A 22,335-nucleotide genomic window follows, 5' to 3' on the forward strand; every position below is an offset into this window, starting at 1 on the left:
ATCTTGTTTTTTTACTAGTGCATCGATGATTTCTGTTGTAAACTGATTCATAGGGAAGACCTCTTTTCTTTGGATGAGTTGTGGTGACTTTATTCTATCAAGAAAAGGTCTTCCTTTTTCTATTAAAATTTCTATTTACACAAAATATTTTATACTCTCGGAGGAGATAAAATGGAAGAAGTAATTAAACCTAAAAAGAAAAAAGTGATTTTATTATTAGTAGTATTTATTTTATTGATTGCAGGTGGAAGTATCTTTGGATGGTATAAATATCAACAAAATCAGAAAGAACAATACGCTAAAAATTTAGCTAAAACTTCTGCTGATATGCAATTAGAATTTTTGTTATCAAGTATGTTAGTAGCTGGATATTCAGAAGTTTGGAATAATGCAATAGATAGTGATATGGATTTTAATGTACAATTAACCACTTATCAAGAAAATTTATCAAAAAAAGGTACTTTAGATGATCGAGAAAATGGTCAAAATAAAATTCGCGACAAGATGAAATTATTGCAAAATCCTCCGAAAGAGTATAAGGATTCATATAATGCATTGAAAAAAATGTACGGTACATATTCAAAAATGGTAGACCAGAGCTTATCACCTACTGGTTCATTAATAGAATTTAATAAAAATACAAACGAATTATATAGTCAATTTGAACAACAACAAGAAGAATTACAAATAACATTACCTGCAGATGTTAAGAAATTAAAGAAAAAATATGAAAAAGAGAAAAGTAAAGAATAATCTATTAATTGAGTAACCAAAATGGTTACTCTTTTTTTTGTTATTAGAAGATACAGTATTCACTATTGTAAAAACAGGTAAATCTAAAGCAGGTACAACTAGATTAAAAACTGCATCAGGTTATTGGATTAGTGCTAATAAAGAGTACGTGAAGAAAGTGTAATAATAAATTTTAAAACCCATCAAAATTGCCATACATATAAACAGTATAGTAGATTCAATTATTAAATTTAATGATATATAACACTATATAATATGTTTATATGTATGGTAAAAAAGAGGGGTTTTAAAAATATGAATTTAAATTGGTAGAAGATGAAGATGAAAAGCTGTTAGAACGAATCATTATGTCAGGTCAAAATCCAATTAACCAACTTGGGTAATTGAGGTGAGCGCAAAAGTTCGCAGACCTATTTAGCAGAATCCACATTTAGATTATGTTCTAATACTGAGTTATAATAGCGAAACAGGTCGGTCTACGGACTTGTTTTTGTTATCGGTTAGAGTGATTACAAAAACAATCTTGGTATGTTCTCCATTCGTGGGGAATGTACTCTATTTTTTTTATTTAATTTATTTAGTTATAATGGATGATTGTTTTATTAATTCTATTTATTTCCTGTATTATATTTGGTATATTATAACTATTAATTATAGAAATGGGGAATATTATGAAGAAAATAGTAAAAATTACACTTATGATTATTGTTTTGTCATTTTTAACGTTATCTTTTCCTAATCAAGATCTAACTGTACAAGCTCAAACTAAAACTTATGAAAGTATTGTAAAGAAAGCATCTGCCAAAAAATACGCATATCGTAAAACATACTGGGGCGATTCAAAGAAACAAGTTAAGAAAGTTATTAAATCTAAACTACTTGATGAAGATAAAAATAACTTATTGTATAGAACTAAAGCATTAGGCTATACAGCAAATTTACAATTTGTATTTACAAAAAATAAATTAGACACTGTTTTTGTTTCATTAGGTGGAGTAGAAAAATATGATACATGGGGTAAAATGAAATATTTACATGATATCTTATACAAGAGATTGAAAAAAGAGTTAAATACTAAAAAAGATGGATTTACTTCTGGTTACGATAGTTATGATAAGATAAATACATTGTGGGATTTAAAATCTAGATCGGTATTTCTTTCAGTTAATGAATCAGATTGGGATTATGAAACTAGTGCGGGTATTATGTATCAAGAACCATTTGAAGAATAATTACACTTTAGCATGTCACAAATGTGATGTGCTTTTATTATGCACAAATTAAATCTTTCTACCATCTTCCAAAACAAAGTTTGCTTCATATATAACATCTAAAGCATTTGCAATATCAATTAATTCTTTTTCGTTAAAATTATCACGCTTTAATTTATTAGACAAGTTTGGTTGAGATGTTCCAATTTTATCAGCTAAATCTGATATGTTCATTTCCTTTTCAATCAACAACATTTTAATTTTCTTTGCCATACTCATATATTTCACCTACTTCGCCATTTTCTAATTATTGATATTATACACTGTCACATAATTAATTGTAAATAAATTATCACTCATTCGTTATAAAATTCTTTACATTATCACTTATTCGTTATATATTATCATCAATAGATTATTATTTGATGAAACGAGGTGATATAAATGGCATTTGAATACTTAAAACAGTACATAACATTCAATACAATTGATGAAATGGATCAAGAAGTGGAGAAGCATATTCAATCTCATTACTACAAATTGACTTCAAGTGAGCGTTCAATCTTATATAAAATTGCAAGTCATTGTCTTGACTATCCGGGAACGTGTCATCTTAAAGCTTCAACTATTGCAGATAATCTGGAAATCAGTACGAAAACAGTTTATAGGGCGATTAAGAAACTTGAATCATTAAACATTATCAAAAAGGAAACTACAGTACGTGGAAAAGGTGGTCAAGGTGCTAACATCTTTATTATTTTACCTTGTAATGTCCTACCGCAAATGTCCGAGCGTGAAAATATGGAGAATGTAACGGAGAGTAAGGGTGAAGTGGAAGATTCAGAAAACCAACCATCTAATTCTATTAATCTTTTAAAACAAGCACTAACAAATAATAATATATATAATACTAGTGAACATTCAGCAGGTAAGGATGAAAAGATAAAACAATATGACAATAAGTATCAACAAATGCTGTATGAATTCTTTCAAATGATGCCATTTGCAGATAAAGTATTGAATTCAGCTTATGAAATATCATTAGCTATTCAAATGGAATCTAAGCAGGATTTTGTATTGGCGAAAGATACGATCAAGAATATAGCTATGGATATGTTATCTCATTTACGTATAAATTCAAGTGTGAGGGCAGTAGTGGAAGGTGCTTATTATAAAGCCATAGAAAGACGTGACAGTGGTTTAAATTTAATACGTTACAATTGGCTATCTAATAGAAAGAACACTCATACAGATTCAAATACTATTGAGAATAAGCCACCATTTGATATATGTAGATATGATTGGTTAAGTACGTGAAGTTAAAAAATATGTTCAATTTTTAGCTGATGTTAAGTTGTAATAATGTTATTGAATATGCTTCTAGTCATTGGTGAAAATTAAGTGTAATGGGGTATAATTACCCTTAGAAAGTTAATTGTACAAAGTACAACGATTCGTAATACTCCCTCGCATAAAAAACGTGCAATTGTTTAGAGTGGAAAAATGGCTTGAACCATTGGTGCGCTTCGTTTTCTCAGAAATCACTTTTTCATCGGTTAATAGAGTACCATCTAAATCTAAAACAATCAAATGGGGTTGTACCATTCGTAACACTCCCTTCGTTTTTCTTATTCATCGGGGATATAATTTGTCCTTAAGTATGTGGAAAAATACCACCAACTTAAGGAAATATATATAAAGTTTATCCTTTCTATGCGTGTTTCGTCAAAGTTTAGTGATGTTAGCATAATAATAATGTTAGTGTTTTTGTTATAGACTCTTTTTCAAAAGTATTTTAATGAAGAATTCGTCTTAGGATTTCCAATATTAATGATCGTATTCTCAAATTAGTGGGTTATTATGTTACTACAATTAAGATTTAATAGATTGATTCAAGTGTGTATTTTTTATAAACCTGCAAATACTAAATTTTGATTTCCTAAATACATAAAGCATGTTCTATCAACCAAAGCTTTGTAACGGTTCCTATTTTTTGATAACATTACAATATAGAGATAAGGGAGTGAATAGGATGAAAGTGGATCATGAAGTTTGGGGTAATATCCCTTTGTTGCATATATATAATGAAGAAACTGTCACTGCAAAATCACCAGTAGTCATTTTTTTACATGGATTTGAAAGTGCAAAAGAGCATAATCTACATTATGCATATCAGTTAGTAAATAGAGGTGTACGTGTTTTATTGCCTGATGCCTTGCTACATGGTGAGCGTGATGAGAACTTAGATGAAATTCAAATAAGTTTACGTTTCTGGGAGATTGTCCTTACTTCAATCGAAGAAGTGGCTTATTTATATAAACAATTGAAAGAAAGAGGCTTACTTGAAACCGATAAAATCGGTCTTTCAGGAACTTCTATGGGTGCAATTGTAACAATGGGTTGCTTAAAAGTGTATCCATGGATTCAAACAGCTTCTGTTATGATGGGAGCGCCGGCTTATCTTGAATTGGCGAAAGGTCAAATCGCAGAAATAAAAGAAAAAGGATTTGACATTCCTTTAAGTGAAGAAGAATTAGACAAGATGTATAAAACAATTAGCTACTTTGATATGAGCAAACATCCTGAAACTATGGCTGGACGTCCTGTATTGTTCTGGCATGGTAAAAAAGACCATACAGTTCCATTTGCACCTGCTTATGCATTTTATGAAAGTATACAGCAAGATTATGCAGAACACCCTGAGGATTTAACATTTATTGTGGATAAGAAGGCTGGTCATAAAGTTTCCCGTGCAGGAATGCTTGCAGGAACAAAATGGCTTGCAGACCATTTGGCATAACGATTGCTGAATGATATGATGTAGTAAACAACATGGAGAAAGGGGAAACATCATGGATGCAGATTTAAAAGAGAATATTCTAGGTGCCTTGGAAAATGTAATTGACCCTGAAATTGGTATCGATATCGTAAACCTTGGATTAGTATATGATGTAGATTTAAATGATGAAGGGATTTGCATGATTACAATGACACTTACTTCTATGGGTTGTCCATTAGGTCCGGTAATCGTCGATCAAATTCGCACAGCGTTATTTGAGATTCCTGAAGTAAAAGATGTGGATGTTAATGTAGTATGGAATCCACCTTGGTCAAAAGATATGATGTCTCGCTATGCTAAAATGGCGCTTGGCATTCGATAAAATTACAAAATCAATCAGTGAGGAGAAAATTCCTTGCTGATTTTTTTAGAACAATATACATATGATAAATCTTAATACTTTAACGATTAACTCGATTTCTAATAAGAAATCGAGTGTTTTTTTTCTTTGACACATTCCTGATACATTCGTTTTCTATACTAGTTTTGTAAACGAGATACAGTACTAATGACATCAATCAAAAACGAGCTCGGATTGAGAATGAAAAATGTACTGAGTTTAAAAAATGCGAAATTTACAATTTACTATGATAGGAGGCTTTTAAATGAATTTTATTAAACGTGCTTTTTATAGTACAAAAGCGAAAAAAGGGAGAACTCTTTTACTCACTTTTGTATTTTCAGCGATATTAATATTCATTTTAGCAGGATTAACAATACAAAGCGCTTCGCTTAAAGCAACAGAAAATGCCAAGAAAAGTATGGGGACAACGGTTACGCTATCTACCAACATGGAGAATGCGATGAAGAAGTCAAGTTCATCTAGTAGTGATGATTCCTCTGATAAGAGTGAGCGACCTGACCCTGGGAGCTTTTCCATCACACCGGTTGATCTAGATACTGTGAATACATTAGCGAAGTTGACTAACGTCTCATCTTATAACATTTCATCATCGACTTCCGTCAATGCGAAATCTTTTGACGCTATTTCTTCAGATGATGGGGAAGAAGATGCTTCTTCTAACGCTTCAAACAAGGAAGGAAGTAGTCAACGAGGTCCTGGTGGTGGGGGGATGCAGATGATGAAGATGTCATCGGGAGATATCACCATTGAAGGCACAAATGCTACAGATACTGTAAGTAACTTCACAAATGGAACGGCAGAAATTACTGAAGGTGTAGGTATTACTGAAGATGACGCCAATACTAATAAAGCAGTAATCGAAACAAACTTAGCAGAAGCAAACGATATTTCAGTAGGTGACACGATTAAAGTTGCCGATTCCGAAGATGAAGATACAGCTTATAAATTGAAAGTTGTAGGTATTTACAAAACGTCCGAAACGGCAGACGCAAGAAGTATGAGAAATGCCGCTTTAAATCCTTATAATGCCATTTATACTTCTTATACATTTGCTAATAAGGTTAAAGGCGCTGACTATAAAGATAGTGCAGATTCAGCTGTTTATACATTATCTGATCCAGAAAAAATGGATACATTTGTGAAAGATGCTAAAAAAGCTGGTCTTGATACGGACACATACAGCTTACGTACAAATGACCAAGTATATCAACAAATGATTCAACCACTTGAAAATGTCGAGAGCTTTGCACAAAAAATTGTCATTCTTGTATCAGTAGCAGGTACTGTGATTCTCGCATTAATCGTTATATTAACGATTCGCGAACGCAAGTATGAGATTGGAGTACTACTATCTCTTGGTGAAAAGCGTACCAAAATTATTGGTCAATTTTTCGCAGAATTGCTTGCAGTCCTAGTCATTGCGCTTGTCATTTCTGGAGTAAGTGGTAAATTTGTTGGCAATATAGTGGGTGAACAGCTATTAGAACAACAAACAACAACTACGGCTTCTTCACCAAATAATCAAGGAGGCCCTGGTCAAAACGGAGGACCAAGCGGAAATAGAGGACAGGCACCTAGTGGTCAAGGCGGTCCCGGAAACGGTGGAGGGGCGCCATCCTTCTCAAACTTTGGAGCATCTAGTGCAGAAAACGCAAAGCAAATTGAAGATTTGAATATTACTTTATCATTGAAAGAATTAGTTGAGCTAGGTGGATTTGGATTAGCTATTAGCTTCCTAGCAGTAATCATTGCATCAATCGGTGTTATGCGTATGCAACCTAAAAAAATCTTAATCTCATAAGAGGGTGAAATGATGTTAGAAGTAAAAGACGTAAACTATTGGTATAAAAATATAGATGATGCTTTATATGAAAATGTAAATTTGACATTTGAAAAGGGAAAACTATACAGTATTTTAGGTTCAAGCGGGTCAGGAAAGACAACTTTTCTATCCTTGATCGCTGGACTAGATGTTCCAAAAACAGGTGAAATACTGTATGAAGGCAAATCATTAAAAAAGATAGGCCTTACAAATTACCGGAACCAATGTGTGTCGATTGTATTCCAATCGTATAATTTACTACCTTATATGTCTACAGTAGATAATATTGTATCCGCAATGGAAATCACTCATAGTCAATCTACTAATAGGAAAGATTATGCGCTCTCTATGCTAGAAAAAGTGGGGATTACTAAGGAAATGGCACAAAAAAACGTGCAACATCTATCAGGTGGTCAGCAACAACGCGTAGCAATCGTACGAGCTATGTGCTGTGAAGCAAAACTTGTAGTAGCTGATGAACCAACAGGAAACTTAGACGAAAAAAATTCTTTAGAAATCATTCGGCTTTTTAAAGAACTTGCCCACGAGCAAGGTAAATGCGTCATTGTCATCACGCATGAAAGAGAAATCGCAAAAGAATGCGATATCGTACTCGAATTAAAACATAAAAAATTTAACGAACTACAACATCATTGAACATAGGGGAACAACGAGTTGTAATAAACAAACTAAGAATTCCTCATTTAGCAACAAACAAATCGCAAGCTGAAAGGTACTAACGAAATCTACTTCTATAAAATCAAAAAGCTTGGTTGCTACACATTGTAGAACCAAGCTTTTTGTATAGTTATATTGTAGATGGGTATAGATAAAAGATGTAAACTAGTCTATTCGACAAACACTTAATGGGCAATTTTCACATTCGCATTCATTCTTCAAAAATTCTAAATTATGGACTGTAATAATACTTTTATCAAATGAGATGACCTTTTGCTTTTTCAAATCATGTAGCATTCTATTGATCACTTCCCGACTAGTTGCACATAGGTTGGCAAGGTCAGAATTAGTTAATGGATAATCAATGACAATGTCTCCAGAATCTTGAAAAATGCCATAAGTATTAGTTAAACGTATAATAGTGGAGTAAAGCGCTCCCTTTTTCCCGTATAAAAGTAAATCGCGCATTTTTGTTTGTGTTTTTAAATTTTGCAATTGCAACCACTTAATGCATTCTATTAATATAGTAGGCTCTTGACTTAAACACATTTCAAACAAATTCCGATCGAGGGTAATGACAGTTGATGGTTCCAATGCTTTAGCACTTAGTGGATAATATCCTGTTTTGCTAAAAATAATTCCCTCGCCAATACAATCATTACTTCCACAAATTCGTAGAGTCAATTCTTTACCACTTACAGTTTCTTTGGATAAAATCACTTTCCCGGATACAACGTAGAAAATATCTTTTACACGTTCACCTTCTAGACAAATATGACTACCTTTTGAAATTTTAATAAGTGAACCATTTTCTTTAAAAATCTTTGAAATATTATCAGGAAGTGGAGCTATCGTGTAAGAGTTTACCATATCATCTACAACCTTCCCTAATTTTCCTTCATTATAACATAGGAATATTGAATTATTTCGATACATTTAAATTGTCACATTTCTTTTGAAAATTTTTCGAAACAGTATGAGTGAGTATTAGTAGTAGTATAGGTAACAAAAGTAGAGTAAGTGAAAAGGAAATTGAACCTTAAGTTTTATAAAATCAGATGAAGAATAGAAATTTAACTAACGCACAAATGATTGATCAAAGGAACTAAAGAGAAGAAAGAACTATGTAAATAATGCCTTTGACAAAAGGTCAAAAAAGGTCAAACATTTCTCTTTACATTTAAGAATAACGAAACTATAATGTAATTAATCAAAAGGTCAATAAAGGTCAAACAAAGGAGCTGGATCTTATGCAAATGCAAATGAACAATGAAGAACAAAAAAGCCCATTGGAACAATTTGGACGAAACTTAGTAGAAGAAGTTAAAAAAGGAAAGATGGATCCTGTAATTGGTCGTGACCAAGAAATCAGAAATGTCATTCGTATCCTTTCTCGTAAAACAAAGAATAACCCTGTATTAATCGGTGAACCAGGTGTTGGTAAAACAGCAATAGTAGAAGGATTAGCACAACGTATTGTTAAAAAAGATGTACCAGAAGGATTAAAAGACCGCCTCATTTATGAATTAGATATGAGTGCATTGATTGCTGGTGCAAGTTATCGTGGGCAATTTGAAGAACGGTTAAAAGGCGTATTAAAAGAAGTAAAAGAAAGTGAAGGTCGTATTATATTATTTATCGATGAAATTCACACAATCGTTGGAGCTGGTAAAACAGATGGTGCGATGGATGCCGGCAACATGTTGAAACCAATGTTAGCGCGTGGTGAGCTACATTGTATCGGTGCTACAACTTTAGATGAATACCGTATGTATATCGAAAAAGATCCTGCACTTGAACGTCGTTTCCAACAAGTATTAGTACGTGAACCATCTGTAGAAGATACCATTTCAATTCTACGTGGATTAAAAGAAAGATTCGAACTACACCATGCAGTAAAGATTCATGACCGAGCAATTGTAGCAGCTGCTGAACTTTCCAATCGTTATTTAACTGAAAGATTCTTACCAGATAAAGCAATCGATTTAATCGACGAAGCATGTGCAATGATTCGTACAGAAATTGATTCTATGCCACAAGAGTTAGATGAAGTAACACGTCGACAAATGCAATTAGAAATTGAAGAACAAGCATTGATGAAAGAAAAGGATGATGCAAGTCAAAAACGTTTGGTTGCTTTACGTGAAGAACTTGCAAAACTGAAAGAATCATCAAAAGCGATGAAAGAACAATGGGAATCAGAAAAATCTTCATTGCATACAATTCAAGAAAAACGTGAAGTTCTGAACCGATATCGTAGAGAATTAGAAGACGCAGAAAATGATTATGACTTAAACAAAGCAGCAGTACTACGTCACGGCAAAATTCCAGAACTTGAAAAGGAATTGCAACAATTAGAAAAAACAATGCAAGGTGAAAACGAAACAAGACTTTTAAGAGAAGATGTTACTTCTGAAGAAATTGCATCGATCGTTTCTAGATGGACAGGCATTCCAGTAACAAAATTAGTCGAAGGCGAACGTGAAAAATTATTGCATTTGAAAGATACGCTCCATGAACGAGTAGTTGGTCAAGATGATGCAGTACGTTTAGTAACAGAAGCTGTTTGGCGTGCTAGAGCTGGAATTCAAGATCCTAACAAACCAATTGGATCCTTCTTATTCCTAGGACCTACTGGTGTTGGTAAGACTGAATTGGCAAAAGCATTAGCAGCACAACTTTTCGACTCAGAAGATCACTTTATCCGAATTGATATGTCCGAATATATGGAGAAACATAGTGTATCTCGATTAGTCGGAGCACCTCCAGGTTATATCGGTTACGAAGAAGGTGGCCAACTAACAGAAGCTGTCAGACGTAATCCATATTCAGTCGTCCTATTAGATGAAATCGAAAAAGCACATCCAGATGTAGCGAATATCTTACTTCAAATTTTAGATGATGGTCGTATTACAGATAGTCAAGGACGTACAGTAAACTTTACAAATACAGTCATTATCCTAACATCTAATATCGGATCTAATTATTTAATGGATTTGAAAGAGCAAGAAAGTGAGCATGCGGTTGAGGATTTGGTCATGGCAGCATTAAAACAACACTTTAAACCAGAACTATTAAACCGTTTAGATGATATAATCATGTTCCATTCATTGACGAATGAACAATATTTTGAAATTGCTAAGAAATATATTAAGTTGTTACAAAAACGTGTTGCTGAACAAGAAATAGACTTACAAGTAACAGAAGATGTAATGCAATGGATTGCGAAAGAAGGAGTAGATCCCGCATTCGGTGCTAGACCTCTACGTCGCTTTGTACAACGCAATATTGAAACATTAGTTGCACAAGAATTATTAAAGGGCGAAGCTATGGCAGGAGATACATTAGTAGTATCTATGGAAGATGATCAAGTTATCATTCATAAAGAAGGATAAATATCTCAAGCGCTAACACTATAAAGAAAAAATCTCGATGAAGTTTAAATCATCGGGATTTTTTACTTCATCCTGAGGATAAAGATATACATTTATCTATATACTAAAAAAATCCTGCCGACGATGGCAGGATTTTCATTATTCTTGATGACCTACTTCTTTAGGTGATTTTGATGGAATAACTGCATCCAATACAAGGATTAATGCAGAAATGATAAGTGAAATCCATAAACCTTTTGTAAATGCAGGACCATCTAGTGGTACATTATTGATTGAGCTGACTACATAGTTCAATGTAGAAACTAATAATGCAGACCAAATAACTAACATAATATATTTCATTTGTTTCACCTCTAACTGACTTTTCTACCTGTTCTATCATATCATATATGACTGTTTAATTAAAAGATTCTTTTCAAAATAGCTTGTACATAAAACGGCAAAATTATAAGAAAAGTTGAAAACTAAAAAAATATTCGCTATAATTAAGACCAGATACTAATAATTGATAACAAAGAAGAGAGGCGTTACCTCATGAATGCTGGAATTATTGGAGTTGGACGATACGTTCCTGAAAAGGTTGTAACAAATTTTGATCTTGAAAAAATAATGGATACGTCTGATGAGTGGATTCGAACTCGTACAGGGATAGAAGAAAGACATATAGCTGCGGATGACGAAAATACATCAGACTTAGCATTTAAAGCAGCTAAAAACGCAATTGAAAATGCAGGTATAACTGCTGAACAAGTTGGATTAATATTAGTTGCAACTGTAACACCGGATCGTCCATTTCCTAGTGTTGCATGTATGATTCAAGAAAAATTAGGTGCAGTAAATGCAGCAGCTATGGATCTCTCTGCAGCATGTGCTGGCTATATATATGGTTTGGTAACAGCAAAACAATTTATTGAAAATAATGCATATGATTATGTATTAGTAGTTGGTGTAGAAAAACTCTCAAAAATAACAGATTGGAAAGACCGTAATACAGCTGTATTGTTTGGAGACGGTGCATCAGCAGCAATAGTCGGGAAAGTTTCTGAAGGACGAGGAATACTTTCATTCGAGTTAGGCGCTGATGGAACTGGTGGTAAATATCTTTTCCAAAACGATAACGACTATATTTCTATGAATGGTCGTGAAGTATTTAAATTCGCAGTCCGTCAAATGGGGCAATCAGCTTTAAATGTAATTGAAAAAGCTGGTTATACAAAGAATGACGTTGATTATTTAATTCCACACCAAGCGAATATTCGTATTATGGAATCAGCAAGACAAAGATTAGATTTACCAGCTGAAAAAATGTCAACAGCTATTAAAAAATACGGAAATACGTCTTCAGCATCTATAGGCAATGCTTTAGTAGAAGAGTTAGAAAATGGTAAGATCAAAGATGATGATTTGATCGTCCTAGTAGGCTTTGGTGGTGGCCTAACTTGGGGTGCTGTAGCTATTAAATGGGGTAAATAACATAACGAAAAGAGGGAGTTATAATCATGACTAAACGTCGAGTAGTAGTGACTGGAATTGGGGCAGTAACGCCACTAGGAAACGACATTTCAACAACTTGGGAAAATATCAAAGCTGGGAAATCTGGAATCGGACCTTTAACAAGACTAGACCAAGAAAAATTCCCTGTTCACGTTGCTGCTGAAGTAAAAGACTTTGATATAGAGAAGTATATTCCTAGAAAAGATGCGCGCAAAATGGATCGGTTTACACAATTTGCTTTAGCGGCTTCAATCATGGCTGTCGAAGATGCGAATCTTGAAATCACACCAGAATTAGGTCTTCGCACTGGCGTTTGGATAGGGTCAGGAATTGGTGGAATGGAAACATATGAACAACAATTTATGAATTTCATCGAGAAAGGGCAACGTCGTGTAAGTCCTTTCTTTGTACCAATGATGATTCCAGACATGGCAGCAGGTCAAGTGTCTATCCACTTTGGAGCGAAAGCTATCAATTCATGTTCTGTGACTGCCTGTGCTTCAGGTACAAATTCAATTGGGGATGCATTTAAGGTAATTGAGCGCGGTGATGCTGATGTAATGATTACAGGTGGAGCTGAAGCACCAATTACAAATATGGCAGTAGCAGGATTTTGTTCAAATACGGCACTATCATTAAATCCTGATCCACAAACTGCTTCTCGTCCATTTGATAAAAATCGTGATGGCTTTGTCATTGGTGAAGGTGCAGGAATTGTCATTTTAGAAGAATATGAACATGCTAGAGCACGTAATGCAAAAATCTATGCAGAAGTAGTAGGTTATGGTGCAACAGGGGATGCGTTCCACATAACAGCGCCAGCTCCAGAAGGTGAAGGAGCCGCACGTTCTATGCAACAAGCAATTGATGATGCAGGAGTAGCACCTGAAGTTGTAGATTATATCAATGCGCACGGTACTAGTACTTATTATAATGATTTATATGAAACAAAAGCTGTGAAATCTGTTTTCGGTGAACATGCTTATAAATTAGCAATGAGTTCTACAAAATCAATGACTGGGCATTTATTAGGAGCAGCTGGTGGAGTAGAAGCAATCTTTTCAGTTTTAGCTATAAAAGAAGGAATTGTACCACCGACTATGAATATTGAAACACCAGATGAAGAATGCGATTTAGATTATGTACCAAACGAAGCGCGTCAACAAGATGTGAATTATGTATTAAGCAACTCTCTTGGTTTTGGTGGTCACAACGCAACACTATTATTCAAAAAAATCTAAACTGTTCTAGTAACTTAACTAGATAATTTGAAACAACACAGGGATTATCAACCTGTGTTGTTTTTGTATATTTTTAAATAGTAACTTATATTTATGAAATATCAATAGCCAAACTTTAACGCTTGAATTTACTAAAGTATTAAAAACTATATAATAGGAAGAAACTCAAAATAACAATCATATTAAAAAGCCTTTCTCATGAATAGAGAAAGGCTTTCATTCATAGACTATAAAAAATAGTAAAGGATTTAATGCATATGAGATTATTCGCTTTTTTAATTTGCTACGGGTTAATCGTATTAACTACTACACATATGATTTTATATTTAAACTATCATGCACTAGGTTATACGTGGACAACCGTATTCAAGTTTATCTTGAATACAATCGATTTTAAAATTTTCTTAGGTTCTTGGATAGGACTGCTTATCGTCTTTTTCTACCCAAGCCCATCGCAATCTCCATCTTCGAAACTGTTTCGCTAGCAATTGCATTTGCTTTTTCTGCACCAATATCTAAGATATGGTCAAGTTCAGGTGATTCGATCAATTCAGCAAATCGTTCTTGAATTGGCGTTAAGTGATTGATAATACTTTCAGCTACACCTGCTTTAAATGCACCGTAACCAAGACCTTCATATTTTGCGACTAAGTCATCAATTGATACATCTGTTAAAGAAGCTTCAATTGTAAGTAAGTTTGATACACCTGGTTTGTTTTCAATATCAAATTTCACAATACCTTCAGAATCTGTAACAGCAGATTTCACTTTTTTCTCAATATCTTTTGCTGAATCCAAAATACGAATAGTTGCTTTCTTGTTTTCATCTGATTTACTCATCTTTTTCAATGGATCTTGTAATGATTTAATACGAGCACCGTTTTTAGGTAATTGAATTTCTGGAATTTTAAATGTTTTACCATAGCGTTTGTTGAATCGTTCAGCTAAGTCACGAGTAATTTCAAGATGTTGCTTTTGGTCTTCACCGACAGGAACGATATCTGTGTTATAAAGTAAAATATCGCCGGCCATTAAAGGTGGATAAGTAAGTAAACCTGCAGAAACAGCGTCTTTTCCGTTTGCTTTATCTTTGAATTGAGTCATACGTTCTAGTTCGCCGATGTAAGATGTACAAGTTAGCATCCATCCAGCTTGTGCATGTGCGGGCACTTCAGATTGGATAAATAATGTTGACTTATTAGGATCAATACCTGCTGCAAGATATGTTGCTGCTAAAGTACGAATGTTTTTGCTTAGTTCATCGCTATCTTGTTGAACTGTAATTGCATGTTGGTCAACAATACTGAAGATACAATCATAGTCATCTTGCATTGTGACAAATTGACGGAAGGCACCAATATAGTTACCCAATGTAATAACGCCTGTAGGTTGAACACCTGAGAAAATTCTTTTCATGTAATAATTCCTCCTTAGAATAAAAAAACATCATGCATCCCTAATAGGGACGAATGATGTTTTGAATCCGCGGTACCACCCAAGCTTGTCGAAAAATCGACCACTCTTTCTCATAACGTGAGAAACACGAGCTTCACTACTACAACATGGTTCGAAAAGCTAACTCAGAAGTCCATTCCTTAAAGTGTATGATCTGTTTTCACCAACCACAGACTCTCTAAACACACGAGCTTTAAGTACTACTCTTCGTCATCGTCTAAATATTATGATGAAAATTATAATATAGATACTAACAAAACTCAAGTCTCTACTACATCATTGGTAATATACAATCAGCGCTATTACCATACAGATAATAATCTCTAATCCTAATAGTAAGATAAATGTAAAATTGTAACTAATAATTTCTGATGGATTTCTCATTTGCTCCATATCAGATCCTCTTTTTTTGAAAGACATCAATTTTCGAGAAGAGGAGTAAAACAAATCGAAAAATCCTGATGAAAGTACGTAACTTGCCAAACCGATAAATAAAAGAAACGCACCATATATAAAGGATACATTGATATAGCCAAGCAAAGTTATCTCTTTGTAGTAGAACCATATCGTTATAAGTATTACTAATTGTAGTATTAAAAAAGGCAATGCCTGTTTTTTCAATAAAATTCCCTCCATTTTATTAATATATTAATTCGAATCTATGAAAAAATCAAAAAAATCTTTGTAAACGAAAAATTTTTATTTCTGAAATAATTTCTAAAAAGTGTTGATATTTAAAGGCTTTTAAGGGTTTTATATTATTTTGATAAAACGAAATCAAATGAATTTTCTAAAAAAGGTATGTACAACTTCGAAAGTCTAGGTATAATTAGGAATGTAACAAATTTTCAAAATTTTAAAGGGGGTTATTACTTTATGAAGAAAAGTAAACTAGTCTGGCTATTAAGCCTTGTATTAGTACTTAGCGTCTTCTTGGCTGCTTGTGGCGGTAAAGATAAAGACGAAACTAAAGGTACTGATAACAACACAGAGAAAACAAATAAACCAGATGCAAAACAGGAATTGAACCTTATGGAAACTGCAGAAATTCCAACTGCAGACTCAGCATTAGTAACAGATACTGTAGGTTTTACAGTTCTTAACAATGTGAACGAAGGTTTATACCGTTTAAACAAAGACAACGTTGCTGAACCAGCAATCGCTGAAGGTGAACCAAAAGTTAACGAAGATGGTACTGTTTATACATTCACATTACGTGATGCTAAATGGTCTGATGGTTCTGCTGTAACAGCAAATGATTTCGAATTCGCTTGGAAACGTGCAATCGATCCTAAAACAGGTTCTGAGTACGGTCCATATATGATGAACGGTGTCATCAAAAATGCAGAAAAAATCGCTACAGGTAAAGCAAAACCTGACACTTTAGGTGTTAAAGCTGTAGACGACAAAACATTGGAAGTTACATTAGAAAAACCAGTTCCTTACTTCTTATCATTAATGGCATTCGGTACTTTCTTACCTCAAAAAGAAGAATTTGTTAAGGAAAAAGGCAAACAATACGCTAAAAATTCTGATAACATACTATACAATGGTCCATTCGTCCTTACTGATTGGGATGGTACAGGCCTAACTTGGAAATACAAAAAGAACGAAAACTACTGGGATAAAGACAACGTAAAACTTGATACGATCAATGTCGACGTTGTTAAAGAAACAGGTACAGGAGTTAACCTTTACAACTCAGGTGAAAAAGATCGTGCAGGTCTTAATGGTGAATTTGCTGCACAATATGCAAACGATAAAAACTTAGTTAAAACAGAAGAAGCTTCAGTCTTCTATTTAAAACTAAACCAAAAACGTGGTGGTAAAACAGATACACCACTTGCTAACGTGAATATCCGTAAAGCAATTGCTCAAGCATTCAACAAAGAAGAGTTAACCAAAAATGTTCTAGCTAATGGTTCTGAACCAGCAAACTACCTAGTACCTAAAAACTTTACTTTTGATGAAAATAATAAAGACTTCCGTGATGTTAATGGCGACATGAACAAATTTGATGCAACAGCAGCAAAAGAATCATGGGAAAAAGGCTTAAAAGAACTTGGCGTGAAAAAAGTTGAATTGGAATTCTTAGGTGATGATGGAGATTTATCTAAAAAAATGGATGAATACATGAAAAATCAATTAGAAAAAAATCTACCTGGTTTATCTATTAAACTTAAAGAAGTTCCATTCCAAAATCGTATCGAATTAGATACAAAACAAGATTATGATATCCAATTTGCTGGTTGGGGTCCTGACTACCAAGATCCATTGACATTCATCAGCTTATGGACATCTGATAGTGCACAAAACAAAATGAGCTATGCATCTAAGGAATACGATAAATTAGTAAAAGATGCAAACATAACATATGCAAATGAACCAGCTAAACGTTGGCAAGCACTTGCTGATGCTGAAAAACTTGTTGTTGAAACAGATGCTGCAATTGCACCAGTATATCAACGTACAAGAATAGCATTACAACAACCTTATGTAAAAGACCTAGTAATTCATAACTTTGGAGCAGATTATTCTTATAAATGGGCTTATATCGCAGGTAAAGAATAATACTATGAACAAAGTTTAGAATCATAGAATAGGGGGTATATGGAAGTATAGCTTCCATATACTCTCTTTTTAAAATTAGCAAAATTAACGGAAAATTCTTATTTTTGAATCAAATGCTTATGAAGAAGCATTATAATCGGAGGTGCAAGTATGGCTAAATATGTAACAAAACGAATAATTTATATGATCATCACATTATTCCTGATCGCATCATTTACTTTTTTCCTAATGAAGATGCTTCCAGGTTCTCCTATCTCTTCCGCACCTAAACTAACTCCTGAACAATTAGCTGTGGTTGAAGCAAAATATGGATTGGATAAGCCATTGCCAGAGCAATACCTGCAATATCTAGGCAATATGGTTAAACTAGATTTTGGTGTATCGTTCCAATTCAAAGGTGCTGACGTAACTCAGTTGATTATTAACCGCGCTGGTCCATCCTTCCAATTAGGTATTCAAGCATTAGTACTTGGTACACTTATAGGTATTATTTTGGGGATGATAGCCGCGTTAAAGCAAAATACAGTGTGGGATTATGGTAGTACACTTATCGCTATCTTCGGACTTTCAATTCCATCATTTGTATTTGCTACTCTTTTACAATATTGGGTAGGGGTTAAATGGGAACTGCTCCCTGTGGCACTTTGGAAAAATGGTTTTTCTTCAAGTATCATGCCAACAATTGCACTTGCCATTGGACCACTCGCAACAGCTGCCCGTTTCGTTCGAACTGAAATGGTAGAAGTATTAAGTTCAGATTATATTCTGTTAGCGAAAGCAAAAGGTGCTAGTCGTTTTGAAATCGCATTCAAGCATGCGTTTAGAAATGCATTGATTCCATTAATTACAGTTATGGGTCCTTTAGCGGCTGGTCTTGTTACAGGATCATTAGTTGTAGAACAAATTTTTGCGATACCTGGTATCGGGGAACAATTCGTAAAATCTATCAATATGAATGACTTTCCAATTATTATGGGTACTACGATGTTCTATTCATTCTTATTGATTGTAATTATTTTCATCGTGGATATTCTATATGGAATCATTGATCCAAGAATTCGTTTGGCAGGGGGTACAAAATAATGACACAACAATATGATAAATTACCACCTGAAGCTTTTAAACTGGTAAAAGTAAACAGTACTCATGCAGAACAAATTGCCAGACCATCTTTGAATTTCTGGCAAGATGCCTGGTTACGTTTAAGAAAAAATAAGGCCGCTGTAATTAGTATGATTGTTTTAATTTTCATTGTCATAATTGCATTAGTGGGGCCACATTTAAATTCATATGGTTACAATGATCAAAACGTTTCAAAAGCAAATTTACCACCCAAAATTTCTTGGCTGGCACCACTTGGTATTGCGGACGGCTATGCAGAGGTTGCAGGTAAAAAAGTTGATGTATATGCGCAAAAAAATGTCAAAGAAAATTATTGGTTCGGTACCGATAGTCTTGGACGAGACTTATTTACACGTGTTTGGAAAGGTTCACAAATTTCACTCTTGATCGCTTTTGTAGCTGCTTTAGTTGATGTGATTATCGGTGTTGCATACGGTGGTATTTCAGGTTATTATGGCGGTAAAGTCGACGATATTATGCAACGAATTATTGAAATTTTAGCGGGTATTCCAAATTTAATCATTGTTATCTTGATGCTAATGGTTATGGAACCAGGTATTACGGCGATTATTATTGCAATTGCTTTAACAGGTTGGATCGGTATGTCTCGAATTGTTCGTGGGCAAGTACTGAAATTTAAAAACCAAGAGTTCGTACTAGCATCTAGAACATTGGGGGCTAGTAATAGCCGTATTATTTTCAAACATTTACTGCCAAATATTATGGCGATTATTGTTATTAATACGATGTTTACAGTACCAACTGCTATTTTCTTCGAAGCGTTCTTAAGCTTCATCGGATTAGGTTTACAAGCACCAAATGCTTCACTTGGTACACTCATTAATGATGGTTATAAAATGCTTCAATTCCAACCGTATATGCTAGGTATCCCAGCAGCGGTATTAAGTATTTTAATGATTGCATTCAATTTACTTGGTGATGGGTTACGTGATGCGCTTGACCCGAAAATGAAAGATTAATAGGAGGAAAGCAAGATGGAAAAAATTCTTGAAGTAAAAGATTTAGAGCTTTCCTTCCACACATTTGCTGGTGAAGTGAAAGCCATCCGTGGTGTCAATTTTGATTTAGAAAAAGGTGAAACGCTAGCAATCGTTGGTGAATCGGGTTCGGGAAAATCCGTAACGACAAAAGCGATTATGCGATTATTATCTGAAAACAATACAGAATATAAGAATGGACAAATTCTTTTCAACGGGAAAGATATCTTGAAATTGTCCGAAAAAGAAATGCAAAAAATTCGCGGTAAAGATATTTCAATGATCTTCCAAGATCCGATGACATCTTTAAACCCAACGATGACAATTGGTAAACAAATTATGGAGCCGATACTGAAACACCAAAACGTCTCAAAAGATGAAGCAAAGAAAAAGGCTATAGAGTTGTTACAGTTAGTTGGGATGCCTAAACCTGAACTTCGTATAAAACAATACCCACACCAATTTTCTGGTGGTCAACGTCAACGTATTGTAATTGCGATTGCACTGGCTTGTAATCCACATATACTAATTGCGGATGAACCAACAACAGCATTGGATGTAACCATTCAAGCACAAATTCTTGAACTGATGAAATCCTTACAAAAGAAAATCAATACATCTATCATTTTCATCACACATGATCTTGGTGTTGTCGCAAATGTAGCTGATCGTGTAGCTGTAATGTATGGTGGTAAAATTGTAGAAATCGGGACGGTTGATGAAATATTCTACAATCCACAACATCCATACACATGGGGACTTTTAAGTTCTATGCCTTCATTAGATATTAAAGATGAAAAATTGTATGCAATTCCTGGTACGCCACCAGACCTATTGTCTCCTCCAAAGGGAGATGCATTTGCGTTACGTAGTGAATATGCGATGCAAATTGATCTAGAAGAAAACCCACCATTCTTCAAAGTAAGTGATACACATTACGCAGCTACTTGGTTACTGCATCCAGATGCTCCACAAGTAGAGCCACCAGCGACCATTGTTGAACGTATGAAACAATTCCCAGGTAGCCGTTACTATACAGGTACGATTGGGGGTACAAACAAATGAAATCTGACAAAAAACTATTAGAGATTAAACATTTAAAACAATACTTCAATCCAGGTAAAGCAAATGAAGTGAAGGCAATAGATGACGTTTCATTTGATATATATAAAGGAGAGACACTAGGTTTAGTTGGTGAGTCAGGTTGTGGTAAATCAACTACAGGTCGGACAATTATCCGTTTATATGACGCAACAGATGGCGAAGTACTATACGATGGTGTAAATGTTCACGGTAAAAAGTCAAAAAAAGAATTAAAAGAATTTAATCGTAAAATGCAAATGATTTTCCAAGATCCATACGCTTCATTAAATCCACGTATGAAAGTAATGGATATTATTGCAGAAGGCTTAGATATTCATGGCTTGGTCAAAAATGATAGTGAACGAAAAAAACGTGTATATGAGCTACTTGAAACTGTAGGTTTGAACAAAGAACATGCTAATCGCTATCCACACGAATTTTCAGGTGGTCAACGCCAACGTTTAGGGATTGCAAGAGCACTAGCTGTTGAACCAGAGTTTATCATTGCAGATGAACCAATTTCAGCTTTAGATGTATCCATTCAAGCGCAAGTTGTCAATTTATTAAAAGAACTACAAGAAGAAAAAGGATTGACTTACTTATTTATCGCACATGATTTGTCGATGGTTAAATACATTTCTGACCGTATTGGTGTAATGTATTTTGGTAAGTTAGTAGAGTTAGCTCCTGCGGATGATTTGTATGCACATGCTATGCATCCATATACACAATCTTTACTTTCTGCTATACCGCTTCCAGACCCTAATTATGAAAGAACTCGCGTGCGTAAATCATATGACCCGAATATACATCATTATCAACCAGGTGAAGAAGTAAAAATGCACGAGGTACGACCAAATCATTTTGTTTACTGTTCTGAAAAAGAACTAGAAAAGCTAAAAGCAGAACATCTGTAAATTAAGCTACTATTAATTTTGTTTCATCAATGTAAAAGAGGGGAATTGCGTTATGCAATTTCCCTTTAGTATTTTAAGACATTATTGCTAAGAAATCATAACGGTTTCGAAGAAGAAAAAGAGGATGGGACAGAACAAAGTTGATCCTTTCTAGGTCCGAACAATTGAATTTAATAAAACTAATTTCATTAATAGTATTTCTTTCTTTGAAAAAATACGATTCTGCATTTATGATTATCATTAAGAATGGTGTGTGAAGTGGAGGATGGCGATCCTCGAAAATGTATTCACATTTTCTTCGTGCGGTGTAATTTCGAGGAAGCCAATTCAATGTCCTGCGGGAATAGCTTGAGCTGAAAGCCCCGACAGGAAAAATCCCTTTTGTCTTTGCG

General features: G+C 34.2%; 22 protein-coding genes, 1 pseudogene and 1 other annotated feature. Of the genes and pseudogenes, 17 read left to right on the plus strand and 6 right to left on the minus strand.

The window, feature by feature from the left end; genetic code table 11:
* Positions 1–171: 171 nt before the first annotated feature.
* The 3 genes from D1606_RS14910 to D1606_RS14915 all read left to right on the plus strand — a co-directional run bounded on the left by D1606_RS14910 (position 172) and on the right by D1606_RS14915 (position 1,985).
* On the plus strand, positions 172–753 hold the full coding sequence (locus D1606_RS14910; protein ID WP_119416813.1) for a hypothetical protein: 582 nt from the start codon (positions 172–174) through the stop codon (positions 751–753).
* 37 nt (positions 754–790) lie between these two features.
* The gene (locus tag D1606_RS19140) at positions 791–916 is read left to right on the plus strand and encodes a DUF5776 domain-containing protein (protein ID WP_233548130.1); all 126 of its coding nucleotides are present in this window, start codon (positions 791–793) and stop codon (positions 914–916) included.
* A gap of 508 nt (positions 917–1,424) precedes the next feature.
* On the plus strand, positions 1,425–1,985 hold the full coding sequence (locus D1606_RS14915; protein WP_119416814.1) for a hypothetical protein: 561 nt from the start codon (positions 1,425–1,427) through the stop codon (positions 1,983–1,985).
* 48 nt (positions 1,986–2,033) lie between these two features.
* On the opposite strand, the gene D1606_RS14920 is transcribed toward D1606_RS14915, so the two are convergent.
* On the minus strand, positions 2,034–2,243 hold the full coding sequence (locus D1606_RS14920) for a helix-turn-helix domain-containing protein (protein WP_119416815.1): 210 nt from the start codon (positions 2,241–2,243) through the stop codon (positions 2,034–2,036).
* A 165-nt stretch (positions 2,244–2,408) separates the two neighbouring features.
* On the opposite strand from D1606_RS14920, the gene D1606_RS14925 reads away from it, so the two are divergent.
* Positions 2,409–3,281 (plus strand): helix-turn-helix domain-containing protein, encoded by an 873-nt coding sequence (locus D1606_RS14925; RefSeq protein WP_119416816.1) that lies wholly within the window; start codon positions 2,409–2,411, stop codon positions 3,279–3,281.
* A gap of 201 nt (positions 3,282–3,482) precedes the next feature.
* Here D1606_RS14925 and D1606_RS14930 read toward each other — a convergent pair.
* A pseudogene (locus tag D1606_RS14930) lies at positions 3,483–3,569 on the minus strand (HAD hydrolase family protein); the annotation flags it as partial.
* 427 nt (positions 3,570–3,996) lie between these two features.
* Here D1606_RS14930 and D1606_RS14935 point away from each other — a divergent pair.
* The 4 genes from D1606_RS14935 to D1606_RS14950 all read left to right on the plus strand — a co-directional run bounded on the left by D1606_RS14935 (position 3,997) and on the right by D1606_RS14950 (position 7,646).
* On the plus strand, positions 3,997–4,764 hold the full coding sequence (locus D1606_RS14935) for a prolyl oligopeptidase family serine peptidase (RefSeq protein WP_119416817.1): 768 nt from the start codon (positions 3,997–3,999) through the stop codon (positions 4,762–4,764).
* 52 nt (positions 4,765–4,816) lie between these two features.
* Entirely contained in the window at positions 4,817–5,125 is a 309-nt protein-coding gene (locus D1606_RS14940; RefSeq protein WP_119416818.1) for a metal-sulfur cluster assembly factor, read from the plus strand.
* A 283-nt stretch (positions 5,126–5,408) separates the two neighbouring features.
* Entirely contained in the window at positions 5,409–6,968 is a 1,560-nt protein-coding gene (locus D1606_RS14945) for an ABC transporter permease (protein WP_119416819.1), read from the plus strand.
* Positions 6,969–6,980: 12 nt separating this feature from the next.
* Entirely contained in the window at positions 6,981–7,646 is a 666-nt protein-coding gene (locus D1606_RS14950) for an ABC transporter ATP-binding protein (protein WP_199670766.1), read from the plus strand.
* A 186-nt stretch (positions 7,647–7,832) separates the two neighbouring features.
* On the opposite strand, the gene D1606_RS14955 is transcribed toward D1606_RS14950, so the two are convergent.
* Positions 7,833–8,537 (minus strand): Crp/Fnr family transcriptional regulator, encoded by a 705-nt coding sequence (locus D1606_RS14955; protein WP_119416833.1) that lies wholly within the window; start codon positions 8,535–8,537, stop codon positions 7,833–7,835.
* A 380-nt stretch (positions 8,538–8,917) separates the two neighbouring features.
* On the opposite strand from D1606_RS14955, the gene D1606_RS14960 reads away from it, so the two are divergent.
* On the plus strand, positions 8,918–11,062 hold the full coding sequence (locus D1606_RS14960) for an ATP-dependent Clp protease ATP-binding subunit (RefSeq protein ID WP_119416821.1): 2,145 nt from the start codon (positions 8,918–8,920) through the stop codon (positions 11,060–11,062).
* Positions 11,063–11,200: 138 nt separating this feature from the next.
* Here D1606_RS14960 and D1606_RS14965 read toward each other — a convergent pair whose 3' ends face one another.
* A complete protein-coding gene (locus D1606_RS14965; RefSeq protein ID WP_119416822.1) occupies positions 11,201–11,404 on the minus strand; it encodes a YjzD family protein in 204 nt (67 codons plus the stop codon).
* Positions 11,405–11,596: 192 nt separating this feature from the next.
* Between D1606_RS14965 and D1606_RS14970 the strand changes: the two genes are divergently transcribed.
* From D1606_RS14970 to D1606_RS19400, 3 genes are all read left to right on the plus strand, one after another.
* Complete coding sequence (locus D1606_RS14970; protein WP_119416823.1) at positions 11,597–12,535, plus strand: beta-ketoacyl-ACP synthase III; 939 nt, start codon at positions 11,597–11,599, stop codon at positions 12,533–12,535.
* Positions 12,536–12,561: 26 nt separating this feature from the next.
* Complete coding sequence (gene fabF / locus D1606_RS14975) at positions 12,562–13,797, plus strand: beta-ketoacyl-ACP synthase II (RefSeq protein ID WP_119416824.1); 1,236 nt, start codon at positions 12,562–12,564, stop codon at positions 13,795–13,797.
* A 257-nt stretch (positions 13,798–14,054) separates the two neighbouring features.
* A complete protein-coding gene (locus D1606_RS19400) occupies positions 14,055–14,282 on the plus strand; it encodes a YuzI family membrane protein (RefSeq protein ID WP_119416825.1) in 228 nt (75 codons plus the stop codon).
* On the opposite strand, the gene trpS is transcribed toward D1606_RS19400, so the two are convergent.
* Positions 14,224–15,213: a tryptophan--tRNA ligase gene (gene trpS / locus D1606_RS14985; protein ID WP_119416826.1), complete on the minus strand. Its 990-nt coding sequence runs from the start codon at positions 15,211–15,213 to the stop codon at positions 14,224–14,226. The genes D1606_RS19400 and trpS overlap by 59 nt on opposite strands.
* Positions 15,214–15,255: 42 nt before the next feature.
* Positions 15,256–15,475: a binding site (T-box leader), on the minus strand.
* A gap of 53 nt (positions 15,476–15,528) precedes the next feature.
* Positions 15,529–15,873 (minus strand): DUF3899 domain-containing protein, encoded by a 345-nt coding sequence (locus tag D1606_RS14990; RefSeq protein WP_158582396.1) that lies wholly within the window; start codon positions 15,871–15,873, stop codon positions 15,529–15,531.
* 255 nt (positions 15,874–16,128) lie between these two features.
* Between D1606_RS14990 and D1606_RS14995 the strand changes: the two genes are divergently transcribed.
* The 5 genes from D1606_RS14995 to D1606_RS15015 all read left to right on the plus strand — a co-directional run bounded on the left by D1606_RS14995 (position 16,129) and on the right by D1606_RS15015 (position 21,943).
* Positions 16,129–17,823 (plus strand): peptide ABC transporter substrate-binding protein, encoded by a 1,695-nt coding sequence (locus D1606_RS14995; protein WP_119416828.1) that lies wholly within the window; start codon positions 16,129–16,131, stop codon positions 17,821–17,823.
* Positions 17,824–17,973: 150 nt separating this feature from the next.
* Positions 17,974–18,906, plus strand: a complete 933-nt coding sequence (opp3b, locus tag D1606_RS15000; protein WP_119416829.1) for an oligopeptide ABC transporter permease — start codon at positions 17,974–17,976, stop codon at positions 18,904–18,906.
* Positions 18,906–19,925, plus strand: coding sequence for an oligopeptide ABC transporter permease (gene opp3C, locus D1606_RS15005; RefSeq protein ID WP_119416830.1), 1,020 nt, complete (start codon positions 18,906–18,908; stop codon positions 19,923–19,925). Before opp3b ends, opp3C begins: the two co-directional genes overlap by 1 nt.
* A gap of 15 nt (positions 19,926–19,940) precedes the next feature.
* Entirely contained in the window at positions 19,941–21,008 is a 1,068-nt protein-coding gene (locus tag D1606_RS15010) for an ABC transporter ATP-binding protein (RefSeq protein WP_119416831.1), read from the plus strand.
* Positions 21,005–21,943, plus strand: a complete 939-nt coding sequence (locus D1606_RS15015) for an ABC transporter ATP-binding protein (RefSeq protein ID WP_119416832.1) — start codon at positions 21,005–21,007, stop codon at positions 21,941–21,943. The genes D1606_RS15010 and D1606_RS15015 overlap by 4 nt, the downstream gene beginning before the upstream one ends.
* Positions 21,944–22,335 lie beyond the last annotated feature (392 nt).

The organism is Rummeliibacillus sp. POC4 (genome assembly GCF_003576525.1).
Taxonomy (GTDB): domain Bacteria; phylum Bacillota; class Bacilli; order Bacillales_A; family Planococcaceae; genus Rummeliibacillus.

What these genes read in the sequence shown, in the direction of transcription:
- D1606_RS14910 (WP_119416813.1), top strand. Translation starts at nt 172, where the DNA reads ATGGAAGAAGTAATTAAACCTAAAAAGAAAAAAGTGATTTTATTATTA.
- D1606_RS14915 (WP_119416814.1), top strand. Translation starts at nt 1,425, where the DNA reads ATGAAGAAAATAGTAAAAATTACACTTATGATTATTGTTTTGTCATTT.
- D1606_RS14920 (WP_119416815.1), bottom strand. Translation starts at nt 2,243, where the DNA reads ATGAGTATGGCAAAGAAAATTAAAATGTTGTTGATTGAAAAGGAAATG.
- D1606_RS14925 (WP_119416816.1), top strand. Translation starts at nt 2,409, where the DNA reads ATGGCATTTGAATACTTAAAACAGTACATAACATTCAATACAATTGAT.
- D1606_RS14935 (WP_119416817.1), top strand. Translation starts at nt 3,997, where the DNA reads ATGAAAGTGGATCATGAAGTTTGGGGTAATATCCCTTTGTTGCATATA.
- D1606_RS14940 (WP_119416818.1), top strand. Translation starts at nt 4,817, where the DNA reads ATGGATGCAGATTTAAAAGAGAATATTCTAGGTGCCTTGGAAAATGTA.
- D1606_RS14945 (WP_119416819.1), top strand. Translation starts at nt 5,409, where the DNA reads ATGAATTTTATTAAACGTGCTTTTTATAGTACAAAAGCGAAAAAAGGG.
- D1606_RS14950 (WP_199670766.1), top strand. Translation starts at nt 6,981, where the DNA reads ATGTTAGAAGTAAAAGACGTAAACTATTGGTATAAAAATATAGATGAT.
- D1606_RS14955 (WP_119416833.1), bottom strand. Translation starts at nt 8,537, where the DNA reads ATGGTAAACTCTTACACGATAGCTCCACTTCCTGATAATATTTCAAAG.
- D1606_RS14960 (WP_119416821.1), top strand. Translation starts at nt 8,918, where the DNA reads ATGCAAATGCAAATGAACAATGAAGAACAAAAAAGCCCATTGGAACAA.
- D1606_RS14965 (WP_119416822.1), bottom strand. Translation starts at nt 11,404, where the DNA reads ATGAAATATATTATGTTAGTTATTTGGTCTGCATTATTAGTTTCTACA.
- D1606_RS14970 (WP_119416823.1), top strand. Translation starts at nt 11,597, where the DNA reads ATGAATGCTGGAATTATTGGAGTTGGACGATACGTTCCTGAAAAGGTT.
- fabF (WP_119416824.1), top strand. Translation starts at nt 12,562, where the DNA reads ATGACTAAACGTCGAGTAGTAGTGACTGGAATTGGGGCAGTAACGCCA.
- D1606_RS19400 (WP_119416825.1), top strand. Translation starts at nt 14,055, where the DNA reads ATGAGATTATTCGCTTTTTTAATTTGCTACGGGTTAATCGTATTAACT.
- trpS (WP_119416826.1), bottom strand. Translation starts at nt 15,213, where the DNA reads ATGAAAAGAATTTTCTCAGGTGTTCAACCTACAGGCGTTATTACATTG.
- D1606_RS14995 (WP_119416828.1), top strand. Translation starts at nt 16,129, where the DNA reads ATGAAGAAAAGTAAACTAGTCTGGCTATTAAGCCTTGTATTAGTACTT.
- opp3b (WP_119416829.1), top strand. Translation starts at nt 17,974, where the DNA reads ATGGCTAAATATGTAACAAAACGAATAATTTATATGATCATCACATTA.
- opp3C (WP_119416830.1), top strand. Translation starts at nt 18,906, where the DNA reads ATGACACAACAATATGATAAATTACCACCTGAAGCTTTTAAACTGGTA.
- D1606_RS15010 (WP_119416831.1), top strand. Translation starts at nt 19,941, where the DNA reads ATGGAAAAAATTCTTGAAGTAAAAGATTTAGAGCTTTCCTTCCACACA.
- D1606_RS15015 (WP_119416832.1), top strand. Translation starts at nt 21,005, where the DNA reads ATGAAATCTGACAAAAAACTATTAGAGATTAAACATTTAAAACAATAC.